The following is a 13,883-nucleotide window of genomic DNA, read 5'->3' as shown; positions in this document are numbered from 1 at the left end:
AATGCTATATTTTGTGATTTTTTGTTTTTTAGCTATTTCATCGTTCTTAAATACTTTGTCTAAAAAAAATAGTATTATAGTGTTTAATATTGCTTTTGCTCTTATTTTTGTGTTAAACTTTTTTAGATTTGGAGTAGGAAGTGATTATTTTAATTATTTCTATTTATATAATTTAATACCCGAGTTTGGCAGTAATAGTATGGCACTGGATTCAATACATGGTGAGATAGGTTATAAATTATCAGTATCTTTATTTAAGAGAATAGGAATTGGATATTATGGATACAATATGTTTATATCTTTTATAATGTTTTCATTTTTGTATATAGTAATAAGAAAGTATTCGAAAAATATTAATCTAACACTACTTATATACTACACGATGTATTATTTTACTTATGCGAATAGTGGTTATAGACAAGGGTTAACATTAGTGATGAGTTTAGCAATATTGTATCCACTATTATTGAAAAATAAATACGTTGCTTTTTCAATTGGAACAATTATATTCTCTTTATTTCATACAAGTGTACTTGTACTATTTATATTATTAATAATAAGATTTAATTGGGACTCATATAAGTTACTATTCATATTTTTATCAAGCTTCGCTATATACTTTGTTTCTATAATATCTAATAAAAACATTTTTTTTAGTTTAATAGAACCATTTGGTATAGATGCTAGTTATAATTTTATAGATACGAGTTTATTTGCTGTTTTGTCTAGATTAATAATGGTATGTATTATTATGTTTCTAGTTTTCATGAATAGACAAAATTTAAATGAGTTAGAAAATAGAGTGATTACATATTATCTAATAGGTTTTAGTTTATATATGCTTTTGGCAAGCCAATCTTTAATAGCATCAAGGGTACATGTATATTTTAAAATTTTGGAGTTATTTTTGATACCGAATTTACTTTTTAAAACTAAAAAAAGTATTAGAGTAACAGTGTCTATTTTATTGATTTTTATTATAATGCCAATTTTTTACGTTAAGGAGATTAACGGGCAAAAGAATCAGGCAAATTTAAATTTATCCAATAGAGTATTCGACTATCCTTATATTTCTATTTTTAACAAAGGGGATTTATATAGGTATAGGGAAGTACCGCCATACATACAAAATATATATTGAGGTGTTTAGATGAATATTATTCATGTGGAAGATAGATTCGAACCAAATGCAGGGTATCAAATAAATGAAATGATAAAACAACATTGTAAAAATAAGAATAATAATGTATTTATAATAACTTCAGATCTTCCAATATTTTCTGATAATATCAAACAGTTGAAAGAATTCGATAAGAAATTATTAAATAGATTTAATAATTTAACCATTATGAGAATTAAACCGAAATTTATATTGTCAAGTAGGTATTATTTTCCAAAACTATTCAAAAAGATAGATGAATTAAATCCGGACGTTTTATATCTTCATGGAATTGTCGACTTTAAAGATTTAATACTTTTAAAAAATAAAAAGTATCCTATTTTTAGAGATTGTCATATGTCTAAGTCAGGTAGTCAGAATAGATTAAGAGAACAAATTATAAAGTTTTATAATTTGTTTTTTTCTAAAATAGCATCTAAAAAATATCAAAAAATTTATTATCTTGGAGAAGAAGAAAAAGAGTATTTATCTAGTATTGGTATATCAAAAGATAAGCAAGCCCCACTACTTCATGGATATGATGGCTCTGTTATGTATTATTCTAATATTGAGAGAAACAGAATAAGAGATTCATTACATATTAATAATGATGAAATATTAATTACGTATACAGGAAAATTAGATTACTATAAAGAACCCCACTTAATTTTTGATATTATTGAGGGGATATCCATAGATAATATCGACAAATTGAAAATTTTATTTGTAGGAAATATTGATAGCGAATATAAACAATTATTTTTAAATAGATATGATGAATTTGAGTTCAAAGAAAAGTGTATTTTTTTAGATAGTGTACCTTATGAAGAACTGTACAAGTATTATAGTGCTTCAGATGTTTGTATATGGCCAAAGCAATGTACACTGAGTGCTTTACATAGTCAAGTCTGTAGAACATTAACAGTTTTAGAAAAACAAGATTCTAATATAGAAAGAGTTTTTCATCACGATAATTTATATGAAAAAAATAACATTAATCAGGCAAGTATGATATTAGATAGAATTATTAGTAATGAAGAATACCTAATATCAGACGAAGAATATAGTAAAATATTAGATAGTTTTTCATTACGTGACTATAATAAACAAATAGTTAATTTAGAAGAATCATGGAGACAAATTTTAGGAGAAGTAAAATGAAACACAGAATCGTGAAGGATAGTATTTTAAATATTGCAGCAACGATGATTTTTACAGTAGCTACCCAATTCATAGTTTATCCAATTTTTGGGAAAACTATGAACAGCTCAGATTTTGGAGTATTTTTAACCATTCAGGGACTTATCAATGCTTTTGGGGTTATTTTTGGTGGAAGCTTAAATAATATAAAACTCATAAATGAGGAAAAAAAAACTGATAATACATCCTATTTAAAACTGCTAATTCTATCTGTAATATTGAATAGTATAATCATTTCATCAAGTTTATTATTTTTCTTAAATAGCATAAATATTCAGCAATATATAATCTTAATTATTACAGGTAATTTAATCCTATTACGTTCTTATTTGACTGTGTATTATAGAATTAATTTAAATTATATATATATTTTAATTCATATGACTGTGACAAGTATCGGTTATATTCTTGGAGTAATGATATATACTCATTTCAATGATTGGACACTTGTATTTTTTATAGGGGAATTATTTTCTTTCATTTTTTTATTTTTTACAACTAGATTTTTATCAGATATTAAAAAGTTTAAAATTAGCGATAACAATAAGTATGTATATAAAAGTTTTGGAGATTTAGCGTTATCAAATTCTATTTCGAATATTATGTTGTATCTTGATAGATTTTTATTAACGCCATTACTTGGTACCGCAGATGTAGGTGTGTTTTATGTGTCTTCTTTAATAGGTAAAATGTCAGGTATTGTATTACAGCCTATTTCAGGTGTTATTTTAACATATATTTCTAAAGATAATAGATTATCTAAGTGGAAAACATATAAGTTAACATCAATTATTTCTACGATATTTGGTCTATTCTTATTTGCAGTAACAATTATTATTTCTCCAGTTTTTATTAAAATATTCTATCCAGACTTTGTTTTAAGCATAAAACCCTATTATATCTTAGCAAGTCTAGGAGCGATTATTTTAATATTATCTAATCTTTTACAGCCGTTAACGCTAAAGTATTGTAATATTAAATGGCAAATATTTATCCAGTTTTCTTATGGTTTTTTATACATTATATTAGGGATTGTTCTTACTAAGTTATTTGGACTAATGGGCTTTGTAGTAGCTGTACTAATAGCTAATAGTTACAGGTTCTTATTTATTCATATATTATTATTTATAAAATTAAGAAAGAGTGAAAAAAAATGATTAACGTTATAGGTTTAGGTTATATAGGATTACCCACTGCATTAATGTTAGCAGCTAGTGGTAATAGTGTAGTTGGTACAGATGTAAATAAAGGTTTAGTTAAAACTTTAAATGAGGGAAAAACAACATTTGAAGAAGAAGGATTAGATGAATTATTTCAAGAGGCTCTTTCTAAAGGTATTAAATTCAGTAATGATTATCAAGTGACAGACAAATATATCGTAACTGTGCCAACACCTTATGATAAGGACAATAAAAAAATTGATCCTACATATGTTATAAAAGCAGTACAAACTGTTTTAGAAAATTGTGTAGAAAATACATTATTGATTATTGAATCAACTGTATCTCCAGGAACGATTGATAGATATATTAGACCTTTGATTGAAGAGTATAAATTTACAATTGGAGAGACAATTCATTTAATACATGCTCCAGAAAGAATCCTACCTGGTAATATGATTCATGAGTTAAGATATAATTCAAGAACAATTGGTGCAGATAATCTTGATAAAGGACAAATTGTAAAAGAAATTTATCAAACTTTCTGCGAAGCAGATATAGCTGTTACAGATATTAAGACAGCTGAAATGAGTAAAGTAATAGAAAATACATTTAGAGATATTAATATAGCTTTTGCTAATGAACTAGCAAAAATTTGTGATTTTGATGATATGGATGTTTATGAAATTATAAAAGTAGCTAATATGCATCCACGTGTAAATATATTAAATCCTGGACCTGGAGTAGGTGGGCACTGTATCTCAGTTGACCCATGGTTCTTAGTAGGAGACTATCCAGAATTAACTAATATTATTACAACAGCTAGACATATAAATGATTCTATGCCAGACTATGTATTAAAAAAAGTAGCTCAAATTATGAAAGAAAAAAATATTACTGATTTTTCAAAAGTAGGAGTATATGGATTAACATATAAACCGAATGTTGATGATACGAGAGAAAGTCCAACATTACAAATGTTTGAATCCATGGAACGTCACTTATCTAAGCCATTAAAATCTTATGATCCAATGGTTAAAAATAAAATTGTTGAAAATCAAGTGATGGACTTTAATGAGTTTATGGATGGACTTGAACTAGTTATCATAATGGTAGGTCATAAACATATTATTGAAAATAGTAATATGTTAGATTCTGTAGTAGTATATGACACTCAAAATATTATTCCAGGAGCTATTACATTATAGAGGAGAATACAATTGAAAAACGTTAAGGTTATGTCAGTTTTTGGTACAAGACCAGAAGCAATAAAAATGGCTCCTCTTGTTTTAGAAATAGAAAAACATGAGGAACTAGAGTCAGTTGTAGTTGTGACTGCTCAACATAGAGAAATGTTGGACCAGGTTTTAGATATTTTTAAAATAAAACCTGATTATGACTTAAATATCATGCAAGCAAATCAAACACTATCAGATATTACAAGTCGAGCATTAACCAAATTAGATGAAGTAATAAAAAAAGAACAACCTGATATTATCCTTGTTCATGGAGATACAACGACTGCTTATGCTGCAAGTTTAACTGGATTTTATAATCAAGTGAAAGTAGGACATGTAGAAGCAGGTCTTAGAACTTGGAATATATCTTCACCGTTTCCAGAAGAAGCAAATAGACAGATGATTGATGTATTAAGTGATTTATACTTTGCACCAACTCAAAATAGTGCAAATAATTTAATTAATGAAGGAAAAGATTCAAAAAAAATATCAATCACTGGTAATACAGTGATTGATGCATTAAGTGAAACAGTGGAAGATAACTACAGTCATGAAGCGTTAAAAAATATAGGTGAAGATGATAAATTAATTTTAATGACAATGCATCGTCGCGAAAACATAGGCCAGCCTATGAGAGAGGTCTTTAAAGCAGCAAGAGAAGTTGTAGATAATTATGAAAATATTCATTTAGTTTATCCAGTACATCTTAATCCTAAAGTAAAAGAATTAGCCAATGACGTTTTAGGAAATCATGAGCGTATTCATTTGATTGAACCATTAGATGTATTTGATTTTCATAATTTTTCATATAGAAGTTACTTTATCATGAGTGATTCTGGTGGTGTTCAAGAAGAAGCACCATCATTTAATGTTCCGGTTCTTGTATTGAGAGATACAACTGAGCGTCCAGAAGGTGTAGAAGCGGGAACATTAAAACTAATAGGAACAGATTATGACATAGTAAAAGAGAATATGATAGAATTATTATCTAATCAAGAAACATATAAAAAGATGTCAAAAGCAAAAAATCCATATGGTGATGGTTTGGCAAGTAAACGAATTGTGAACGAAATTAAAAAGTATTTTGGGTTAGAAGTTGAAGAATTACCTTTATTTGAATAAATAAAAAATCCCCCCACAAGAAATCGATTTTATTTCTTGTGGAGGGTTATTTTTTATCCTAATCTATCTTTCTAACATAATCCTTGTGAAGTGTAACAAATACCTTATGATGATTATAGAGTATACAAGCATGCGTTGTTGTTTTGGTGTGGCAAATTTGCTCAATATCAAAGATAGTACTTTTGGAAAAGTGCATGCCAGATGCTTTTTTAAATGATTCATCTGCTTGGATGACGAGTGTTCTTAATGCTTCAAATCGTTTTCCTGTTGTGTGATAAGCGTCCTTTTGTTGTGTGATAGATTTTTTTGGTGCGGCATAGTTTTCCCAAGCGAGTTTATCACCGTAAAAATGACTGGTATCAACAGGTGTACTGGTGTATTGCCACATAGCATAGCTTGGCCATTGTTTGACAACAGGGGTATGTTGAGAGTATTTAGCGACCCACAAACCATAATCACCAGCGACAATATCTAGCCAATCATCTGAGTTGGCGTCACTTTCATTCATATAGATGAGAGGTTTAACACCTGTTTGTTTGTAGACATAATCTAAAAATTCTTTGGCTTTTTTTGCTCCTTGCTTACCATATCCTTCATAATCAAGAACAAGGATGGCTTCACCGATGTAGCCTTGAGTATTAGCTAAGAAAAATTCTGCTTGTTTGATCACATCATTTTGATCTAAAAAATGATAGACACCATATGGTTTGTTTAACTTTTTTGCTTGTTGGACAAAAATATCACACGTGTCATCAATAAAGTAAGTGCCTTCTGTTGCTTTAAAAATAAACGCATCAGCTTTTAGTGTGTCTAGGTTGGTTCCTCTTTGGTGGTTTGATAGATCAATCACTTTTAACATAGATAAAACTCCTTTCTAGTATAAGAAAAGACGACGCTTATGAAAAACGTCGTCTAATGTGTTAGAACAACTCTGTAATAATCGTTTCACTATAGTGTGCTGAAGTTGGTGTGACATAGAGCTGTTTTCCTTTTGCTTCAAAAATCTCTAAGGCTGAGATGGCAGTCATTGCATCTTTCACCTCATCTTTTGATAAGTTTTGATTGGCTACTTTTGGGACAAGCGTCGCTTTTTTGTTATCTTCGTTTAAAAAAGTTAAGTTTAATTTTTTCATGGGTAATTCCTCCTAGTAGTGTGTGTTTGGTATTACATATCATAGTGATGTGTGTTAACAACTGATAATGTTTCTAGAGGTTCATCAGTTGGAGCTAAAGAGTTAAAGATGTCGCCTAAATCTAAAATGTTTTCATCTGTGGCTGTTTCTTTTAGGTTAGCTAGTGTTTGTTTACGAGCTTTTTCCTCACCTACTGCTTTAAATGAGAAGATCGATTTTTTACTGTCAAAGATTTTTTCCATGTTCGTCACGTCCTTTTGTTAGTTTAGTAAGTTGCGCGCCTTACACTTATATAAACGTTTCCCAAACCAAAAGTGTTACCCCTTTTTTCAAATTTCTTTATATTTTTTTCTCACGCCATCTCGCCAACGGTAAACAGTTTTCCTAGAAACGTTGTGTTTATCAGCTATTTGGCTAATAGTGTATTGATTAAAAAAGCGATCATTCAAAAATTTTTCTTCACTGATTGAGAGTGTTTCTAGCAGTCGATAGTATAAATCAGTGGTTGATAGACAAGACGAAAAATCAGTATCTTCTGACAAATAATCTAAATGAGTATCTTCTATGATATCTTTGTCGATACGTCTCTGCTCTTTTCTGAGTTTATCAAGTGTTGCCCAATAGATTTTTTGATAGGCAAATGGTCTAAAGGGTGGTTTATCCTCAGATTGTTTGTCATAGTCTCTATATGTTAGTAATAATTCGATTCGAGCATGTTGCAAATAATCATCAAACTCTGGATGAGAGGGTGTCATGTGACATTTATTTAATGCGCCTAAGATAAGTGAATGATAGGTAGTAAAGAGTGTGTCTTCCATAAATGGTATGTCCTTTCAAGTTATCATTTGGCTAGCCACTGTGAGTATAGATAAAAATGGAAAATCAAGGAAAAACCAAAACATGAATTTTTTGCGTAAAAATATCTATTTTTGTATGAAAACGCTTCTAAATTTTGTTTAATATGTTAATATAAAGTGTATTTAAAAAACGTGTGTAGGAGAGATGTATATGGGTATTAAAGGTGATAAAGTCAAGATGTATGAAGAATTAATTCACGGAGATTCGATTGCTTTAGATGATTTATATAACGTGTTTCTAGAATGTAGTATAAAAACAGGTCAAACTTCCCTGACAGAAGCTGTTTATTTTGTGCATGATGTGTCTAATTTAGGGACCGCTTATAACACACTGCTATTTTCCTCTACTTAACTTCCTATCCTAACTACCTCAACCACTCAGGAATTAATGACTGAGTACAATGATACTCACCAACAAATATTTCAAAAAGTATCCAATACACTTGAGCTATATCATCGTTTTGAACAAAAGAGTTATAAAAAAGCAATGATCGACAAACATCTTATTTTTATGCCACTAAATGGCACGGTGAGAAAAAATACCAGTTTTATTAATCCAATGTATGTGACTAATTTTCATAAATTAGAGCGAGGGAGACTATCAGTTAATTTTAAAAATTATATGGGGATTGACCTGGATTATGGATGTCGAGCATTTAGTCAGAGAATGAACAAGGCTGTGACTCAACATGTGACGTATTTTTTTCCTAAAGCATATGACTTACTGGAGGAACATGGTTTTTTAAAAGGAGATTATCTAATGAACCGAGTCAAACATTTTGAGGAAAAATATCATACGATTGATGAGGATAGGTTACAAACATGTCGTAAGAAAGTTGATTATTTTTTAGTCATTCAACAGTTTAATCAGTCGCTGACTATACGAGAATTTATCGATGAATATGATAGTTACTGGGATAAAATTTGATAAAAATATGATATAGTAAAAAGATGCAAGGAGGCTAGATAAGATGGAAGTCGTTCAAAGCATCAAAAAAGAAAAGACAGGTTATTTATTAACAACAAAAAGTGGGTTAAAGATTGTCGTATCAGAAGACTCACTTGTCAAACACCGATTACTCAAAGATAGTGAAGTATCAGATGAGTTGTTACAACAGATAAAAGAAGAAGCAAGTTTTGATATAGGGTATCAAAAAGCACTCAATTTTTTAAGTTATCAATTAAGAAGTGAAAAAGAAATCAAAGATTATCTACAAAAACATGAGATTGATGACACACAAGTAAAAATAATCCTTGATAAATTAAAAGATTTAGCTTTACTGGATGATAAGATTTTTGCAGAAAGCTATGTTAGAACAGCCATACGCACAACAGATAAAGGACCTCAAGGAGTCAAAGAATTTTTGATGAAAAAAGGGGTTCCTTCTGAAACAATAGAAGAAGCAATGGGATTATTTGATGACATACATCAGTTGGAGTTAGGTGAAAAATTAGTTGAGAAAATGGCTAGAAAGTATCAGCAAAATAGTCAAAAAGAAAGACTCAATAAAATTCGTCAGCAATTATTTATCAAAGGATTTCATTCAGATGTGATTACTCAACTTATCGCAGGAATAGAGTTTGATGATGAGGAAAATGAGTATGATTTATTAGTGAAGCAAGGGGACAAACTCTGGCGTCGACATGAGCGACTAGAAACTAGAAAAAAACATCAAAAAATAAAGCAAAGTTTATACCAAAAAGGGTTTAAGATAGATGACATTAACCGATATATAGAAGAAAAAGAGATGGAGTTAGAGTAGCGATGGCAGAAAGATTTACTTGGAATCAAGCAAAAATAGATGATTTTCAGAAAGAGTTATTGACGTGGTATCATAGCGAAAAGCGTGACTTACCATGGCGAAAATCAACTGACCCATATAGAGTATGGGTATCTGAAATTATGTTGCAACAAACACAAGTAGTGACTGTCATTCCTTATTTCAATCGGTTTATGGAGTGGTTTCCAACAATTGATGCACTAGCAAATGCACCAGAGGATAAACTGTTAAAAGCTTGGGAAGGGCTTGGTTATTACTCACGTGTAAGAAATATGCAACATGCAGCAAAAGAGATTGTTGAAAAGTTTGATGGGAACATGCCAGAGACGATAGAAAATATTTTGTCATTAAAAGGAATAGGACCTTATACAGGTGGAGCGATTGGTAGCATTGCTTTTTCATTGCCAGAGCCAGCAATTGATGGTAATGTGATGCGTGTTTATAGTCGCTTATTTTGTTTGTCTGAGGATATCGCACTAGCTAAAACAAGAAAAGTATTTGATGTTTATGTGAGAAAAACTATGTCACAAACTGAACCTGGTGATTTTAATCAGGCGTTGATGGATTTAGGGGCAACGATTTGTACACCAACTAAACCATCATGTGATACTTGTCCAATTAGTCAATATTGCCAAGCGCGACAGACAAATACGATAGAAATGTATCCTGTAAAAAAGAAAAAAGAAAAAGCGAAGCCACTTTATTATGTTGCTGATGTTGTTAGAAACAAGACAGGAGCTTTTTTATTAGAAAAAAGACCGACGGATGGTTTACTTTCTAATATGTGGACATTTCCGATGACAGAAATTAGTAAAAAAGAGTATGATAGATTGTCCCAGTCTTATGATCGATATGAGGATGAGCCAAATGTTGCTGAACAATTATCTTTGTATGATGAAAAAGATACCTCTCTTCAAGATAAAAAGTTACTAGGAGTGGTGACACATATTTTCAGTCATAGAAAGTGGCACATTTTAGTGGTGGAAGACTTAAGTATTAGAGATGGTATGTCGACTATGGGGAACCAAGAGTGGGTGTATCAAGAGGATTTTAATGATTATGTTTTTCCAAAGCCACAGCAAAAGATGGTCGACTTACTAAAGAAAAGTATGAATAATTAGTGATATAGTTGGGGAAGATATGCTATAATAATTCTGATATTGGTATTAACTAGCATTGTTAGTACCCATGTGAAAATTTGGCATAAATTGTCAAGGAAAGCAGGATTAAATAGTGATGCGTGTTCCTAAAGAAGGAGAGTTTATCACGATCCAAAGTTACAAGCATGACGGAAGTTTACATCGAACTTGGCGCGATACTATGGTCCTAAAAACAAGTGAGTGTTCGATAATTGGAATGAATGACCACACACTTGTGACAGAATCAGATGGACGACGATGGGTAACGCGTGAACCTGCTATTGTATATTTCCATACAAAATATTGGTTCAACATAATTGCTATGATACGAGAGAAAGGAGTTTCCTACTATTGTAATCTTGCCTCACCATATATTTTGGATGAGGAGGCTTTAAAATATATTGATTATGACTTGGATATCAAAGTGTTTCCAGATGGTGAAAAACGTTTATTGGATGTTGATGAATATGAAGACCATCGAAAACTAATGAAGTACCCAAATGAAATTGATATTGTTCTTAAAGAAAATGTAAAGATTTTGGTAGACTGGATTAATGAGGGAAAAGGCCCTTTCTCTGATGAGTATGTCGATATTTGGTATAAACGGTATCAACAATTGTCAAGAAAATGAAATACCTGTCTGTTTCGTAAACTCAGGGTTTGATAAGCAATCAAAATGATAACAAAAGAGGCTCTATAATTTCTACTGTTGGTAACACAAGTTACCGACAGTTTTTTTGTATACAAAAACATGTGATATCCGTTAGAATGAAATTGAGAAAAAACAAACTAAGGAGGATACCACATGTCATATTCACAGACTATCAAAGATATCTTAAATATACTAGACCTAAATATTATTTTTAATGAAAATTGTTTATCTACTGAAAAAATAAAAGGCGTTTTCTCTCGGATATTCCATGGCTTTTTAGAAGAATCCCCTAAATGCTGTCCGCATTGTCAAAGTAATCACTCTAATATTATTAAATGGGGATATACAACTAGCCTAATTAAAATGCCTAGTGTTTCTGAATATGTTACTTATATTAGATTAAAAAAACGTCGTTTCTTTTGTAAAAAATGTGATACGACTTTTGTTTTAGATACCCCTTTTGTTTCTAGAAACAACTGTATTTCTAATAATTTAAAACGTCTCATTGCGAAACAGTTAACCTCTAAACACGCCATGAGTGATATCGCAAAACAAACGAGCGTCTCAACTTCAACTGTCTCTCGCGTATTAAAAGAGTGGTATGAACCGATTAAGAAGTATAGTTATGAACTTCCATCTGTACTATATTTTGATGAATTTAAATCTGTTAAAAAAGTAGCTGGTTCAATGAGTTTTATTATGATGAACGGTGAAACAAATGAATTAATTGATATTCTACCTGATCGAAGATTACCAAAAATTGAGAATTATTTTAATGGCTTCTCTCTAGCTAATAGAAAACAAGTAAACTATGTCGTTTCAGATATCTATCAACCTTACATTACTTTAACTAAACGAGTGTTCCCTAACGCTAAAGTCGTTTTAGATAAATTTCATCTCGTTCAACATCTCGGCAGGGCATTTCAAAAGATACGGATTAAAATAATGACTCAATTAAAATATAAAGATAACGGGGTTATCTATAGACGAATTAAAAAGTATTGGAAATTACTTCAAAAAAGCTATGACAAATTAGATTATATCCAACAGCATTGGCGTCCATCCTTTAAAGCGTATCTTTCTGAAAAAGAATTACTTGAACGCTTACTTACCTATGATTCTAAATTGACAGAGGCTTACAACACCTATCAACAAATTTTAAGAGCGATTCAAACAAAGGATTATTCTTTATTTTTGGAATTAATTAATCAACCAACAGGATTTAAAGAGTTTATTCCTGTTTTCAAAACATTTAAAAAATATCGAGAAGAAATAAAAAACACCTTTGAAACATCTTATTCAAACGGTCCATTAGAATGTATGAATAACCACATTAAAGTCATTAAGCGTAATGCCTATGGCATGAGAAGTTTTTATAATTTTAAGCTACGACTATCAATTTGTTTAAAAGAATCTACCTTTACATCACCAAAAAAGATCTAGAAAAATAAATGCTTTCTAGATCTTAAATTCTAACGTATTAATCCTTACCAACAGTAGTTGACAAAGAGCCACAAAAAAGACTACAAAGTAGGAAATGTAGTCTTTTGTTATTTTTTTAGTATTTCAAACGAAAAAAATAACAATTTTATTTGAAAATATTGTGCTATACTTTCCTTAAGATGAATAAAGGAGGGTATTTAAGTGAAGAAAAAACTTTCTATTCTATGCTTAGTAAGTGCGGTGCTTTGTATTGGCTTAGTAGTATTAAAAGTGCATGAATCAAGGATGGCTGCTTCTGAAAAAGTGATTAGAGAAGTCGTTGAACCTGAAAAAAAAGTGCTTACAATACCAAAAAAAGCATCTATTGACTACAGCAAAGAAAAACAAGTAATGTCGATTAAAGAAATGTAAAACGTTGGATAAAAAAACAGGAAACTTTATCAAAAGTTGTCCTGTTTATTTTTATACCGTTTTTTTCATGTTTATATGTTTGATATTTGCTTCGATGTAAGTATCACCAAAAGAATCATATCCTAAAGATTCATAGAAATTTAAAGCTTGTATTTGAGCACCTAATATTATTTCAGTCGCTTGATGATCTTTAGCGACTTTTTCTGCATAAAGCATTAATTGTTTGCCTACTCCTAAACCTCGTGCTGTTTTTTCTACTGCCATACGCTGGATTTTCATCGATTTATCATCAATCGGTAGTAATCTGACAGTTCCAAGAGGCGTGTCGTCATCATTGTACATGACACAGTGAATAGCTTGATCTTCATTGGCTATTTCTATTGACTCTGGAACGTGTTGTTCTTTGACAAAAACATTTAGTCTGATTTGTTTGGCGTCTTTATAGACAGGAGAGTTAAGATCTTTTGTGTGAAGAAGTTTGGTCATAATGTATCCTCTTTTCTTATGGTTTTCAATAAGTTTACCAAATTAGCAGTTTTTTTAAAACAAATAGATTATAATAAGTGTACACGAATTCTAGAAAAAGCG

Annotated in this window: 17 protein-coding genes; 12 read left to right on the top strand and 5 right to left on the bottom strand. The window is 30.4% G+C overall.

The genetic code is table 11. The features are described 5' to 3' along the window. Position 1 precedes the first annotated feature (1 nt). Genes JNUCC83_RS07125 through wecB form a run of 5 tightly spaced genes read left to right on the top strand, consistent with a single transcriptional unit; the run spans position 2 to position 5,879 of the window. Positions 2–1,141 carry an EpsG family protein gene (locus JNUCC83_RS07125; RefSeq protein ID WP_454459365.1) on the top strand — a complete coding sequence of 380 codons (1,140 nt, stop codon included), beginning with the start codon at positions 2–4 and terminating at the stop codon, positions 1,139–1,141. A 9-nt stretch (positions 1,142–1,150) separates the two neighbouring features. Further along, positions 1,151–2,320: a glycosyltransferase gene (locus JNUCC83_RS07120; RefSeq protein ID WP_454459364.1), complete on the top strand. Its 1,170-nt coding sequence runs from the start codon at positions 1,151–1,153 to the stop codon at positions 2,318–2,320. Beyond that, positions 2,317–3,516: a lipopolysaccharide biosynthesis protein gene (locus JNUCC83_RS07115; protein ID WP_454459363.1), complete on the top strand. Its 1,200-nt coding sequence runs from the start codon at positions 2,317–2,319 to the stop codon at positions 3,514–3,516. Before JNUCC83_RS07120 ends, JNUCC83_RS07115 begins: the two co-directional genes overlap by 4 nt. After that, positions 3,513–4,727 (top strand): nucleotide sugar dehydrogenase, encoded by a 1,215-nt coding sequence (locus tag JNUCC83_RS07110; protein ID WP_454459362.1) that lies wholly within the window; start codon positions 3,513–3,515, stop codon positions 4,725–4,727. Before JNUCC83_RS07115 ends, JNUCC83_RS07110 begins: the two co-directional genes overlap by 4 nt. Positions 4,728–4,739: 12 nt before the next feature. Further along, positions 4,740–5,879: a non-hydrolyzing UDP-N-acetylglucosamine 2-epimerase gene (gene wecB / locus JNUCC83_RS07105; protein ID WP_454459361.1), complete on the top strand. Its 1,140-nt coding sequence runs from the start codon at positions 4,740–4,742 to the stop codon at positions 5,877–5,879. Between the two features lie 58 nt (positions 5,880–5,937). Here the strand turns inward: wecB and JNUCC83_RS07100 are convergent, their stop codons facing one another. The 4 genes from JNUCC83_RS07100 to JNUCC83_RS07085 all read right to left on the bottom strand — a co-directional run bounded on the left by JNUCC83_RS07100 (position 5,938) and on the right by JNUCC83_RS07085 (position 7,830). Continuing rightward, positions 5,938–6,738 (bottom strand): GH25 family lysozyme, encoded by an 801-nt coding sequence (locus JNUCC83_RS07100; protein ID WP_454459360.1) that lies wholly within the window; start codon positions 6,736–6,738, stop codon positions 5,938–5,940. Positions 6,739–6,799: 61 nt separating this feature from the next. After that, positions 6,800–7,012: a DUF2922 domain-containing protein gene (locus JNUCC83_RS07095; RefSeq protein ID WP_454459359.1), complete on the bottom strand. Its 213-nt coding sequence runs from the start codon at positions 7,010–7,012 to the stop codon at positions 6,800–6,802. 32 nt (positions 7,013–7,044) lie between these two features. Then, on the bottom strand, positions 7,045–7,254 hold the full coding sequence (locus tag JNUCC83_RS07090; RefSeq protein WP_454459358.1) for a DUF1659 domain-containing protein: 210 nt from the start codon (positions 7,252–7,254) through the stop codon (positions 7,045–7,047). 87 nt (positions 7,255–7,341) lie between these two features. Next, positions 7,342–7,830, bottom strand: coding sequence for a sigma-70 family RNA polymerase sigma factor (locus tag JNUCC83_RS07085; protein WP_454459357.1), 489 nt, complete (start codon positions 7,828–7,830; stop codon positions 7,342–7,344). A 190-nt stretch (positions 7,831–8,020) separates the two neighbouring features. Here JNUCC83_RS07085 and JNUCC83_RS07080 point away from each other — a divergent pair, with 190 nt between their 5' ends. The 7 genes from JNUCC83_RS07080 to JNUCC83_RS07050 all read left to right on the top strand — a co-directional run bounded on the left by JNUCC83_RS07080 (position 8,021) and on the right by JNUCC83_RS07050 (position 13,295). Further along, complete coding sequence (locus JNUCC83_RS07080; RefSeq protein ID WP_454459356.1) at positions 8,021–8,221, top strand: hypothetical protein; 201 nt, start codon at positions 8,021–8,023, stop codon at positions 8,219–8,221. Positions 8,222–8,257: 36 nt separating this feature from the next. Next, a complete protein-coding gene (locus tag JNUCC83_RS07075) occupies positions 8,258–8,797 on the top strand; it encodes a competence protein ComK (protein ID WP_454459355.1) in 540 nt (179 codons plus the stop codon). 43 nt (positions 8,798–8,840) lie between these two features. After that, a complete protein-coding gene (recX, locus tag JNUCC83_RS07070; protein WP_454459354.1) occupies positions 8,841–9,632 on the top strand; it encodes a recombination regulator RecX in 792 nt (263 codons plus the stop codon). A 2-nt stretch (positions 9,633–9,634) separates the two neighbouring features. Continuing rightward, positions 9,635–10,771 carry an A/G-specific adenine glycosylase gene (gene mutY / locus JNUCC83_RS07065; protein WP_454459353.1) on the top strand — a complete coding sequence of 379 codons (1,137 nt, stop codon included), beginning with the start codon at positions 9,635–9,637 and terminating at the stop codon, positions 10,769–10,771. A gap of 115 nt (positions 10,772–10,886) precedes the next feature. Next, entirely contained in the window at positions 10,887–11,420 is a 534-nt protein-coding gene (gene ntdP, locus JNUCC83_RS07060) for a nucleoside tri-diphosphate phosphatase (RefSeq protein WP_454459352.1), read from the top strand. Positions 11,421–11,594: 174 nt separating this feature from the next. Continuing rightward, on the top strand, positions 11,595–12,884 hold the full coding sequence (locus JNUCC83_RS07055) for an ISL3 family transposase (protein WP_454459351.1): 1,290 nt from the start codon (positions 11,595–11,597) through the stop codon (positions 12,882–12,884). Between the two features lie 201 nt (positions 12,885–13,085). Beyond that, a complete protein-coding gene (locus tag JNUCC83_RS07050) occupies positions 13,086–13,295 on the top strand; it encodes a hypothetical protein (RefSeq protein WP_454459350.1) in 210 nt (69 codons plus the stop codon). Positions 13,296–13,346: 51 nt separating this feature from the next. On the opposite strand, the gene JNUCC83_RS07045 is transcribed toward JNUCC83_RS07050, so the two are convergent. Then, positions 13,347–13,781: a GNAT family N-acetyltransferase gene (locus JNUCC83_RS07045; protein ID WP_454459349.1), complete on the bottom strand. Its 435-nt coding sequence runs from the start codon at positions 13,779–13,781 to the stop codon at positions 13,347–13,349. Between the last annotated feature and the right edge of the window lie 102 nt (positions 13,782–13,883).

Source organism: Vagococcus sp. JNUCC 83, assembly GCF_053667615.1.
This window is presented reverse-complemented; position numbering and strand designations above follow the sequence as displayed.

Bases quoted from the DNA above. Each gene is read 5' to 3' on its own strand.
- JNUCC83_RS07125 (WP_454459365.1), top strand. From the start codon at position 2: ATGCTATATTTTGTGATTTTTTGTTTTTTAGCTATTTCATCGTTCTTA.
- JNUCC83_RS07120 (WP_454459364.1), top strand. From the start codon at position 1,151: ATGAATATTATTCATGTGGAAGATAGATTCGAACCAAATGCAGGGTAT.
- JNUCC83_RS07115 (WP_454459363.1), top strand. From the start codon at position 2,317: ATGAAACACAGAATCGTGAAGGATAGTATTTTAAATATTGCAGCAACG.
- JNUCC83_RS07110 (WP_454459362.1), top strand. From the start codon at position 3,513: ATGATTAACGTTATAGGTTTAGGTTATATAGGATTACCCACTGCATTA.
- JNUCC83_RS07100 (WP_454459360.1), bottom strand. From the start codon at position 6,738: ATGTTAAAAGTGATTGATCTATCAAACCACCAAAGAGGAACCAACCTA.
- JNUCC83_RS07095 (WP_454459359.1), bottom strand. From the start codon at position 7,012: ATGAAAAAATTAAACTTAACTTTTTTAAACGAAGATAACAAAAAAGCG.
- JNUCC83_RS07090 (WP_454459358.1), bottom strand. From the start codon at position 7,254: ATGGAAAAAATCTTTGACAGTAAAAAATCGATCTTCTCATTTAAAGCA.
- JNUCC83_RS07085 (WP_454459357.1), bottom strand. From the start codon at position 7,830: ATGGAAGACACACTCTTTACTACCTATCATTCACTTATCTTAGGCGCA.
- JNUCC83_RS07080 (WP_454459356.1), top strand. From the start codon at position 8,021: ATGGGTATTAAAGGTGATAAAGTCAAGATGTATGAAGAATTAATTCAC.
- JNUCC83_RS07075 (WP_454459355.1), top strand. From the start codon at position 8,258: ATGACTGAGTACAATGATACTCACCAACAAATATTTCAAAAAGTATCC.
- recX (WP_454459354.1), top strand. From the start codon at position 8,841: ATGGAAGTCGTTCAAAGCATCAAAAAAGAAAAGACAGGTTATTTATTA.
- mutY (WP_454459353.1), top strand. From the start codon at position 9,635: ATGGCAGAAAGATTTACTTGGAATCAAGCAAAAATAGATGATTTTCAG.
- ntdP (WP_454459352.1), top strand. From the start codon at position 10,887: ATGCGTGTTCCTAAAGAAGGAGAGTTTATCACGATCCAAAGTTACAAG.
- JNUCC83_RS07055 (WP_454459351.1), top strand. From the start codon at position 11,595: ATGTCATATTCACAGACTATCAAAGATATCTTAAATATACTAGACCTA.
- JNUCC83_RS07045 (WP_454459349.1), bottom strand. From the start codon at position 13,781: ATGACCAAACTTCTTCACACAAAAGATCTTAACTCTCCTGTCTATAAA.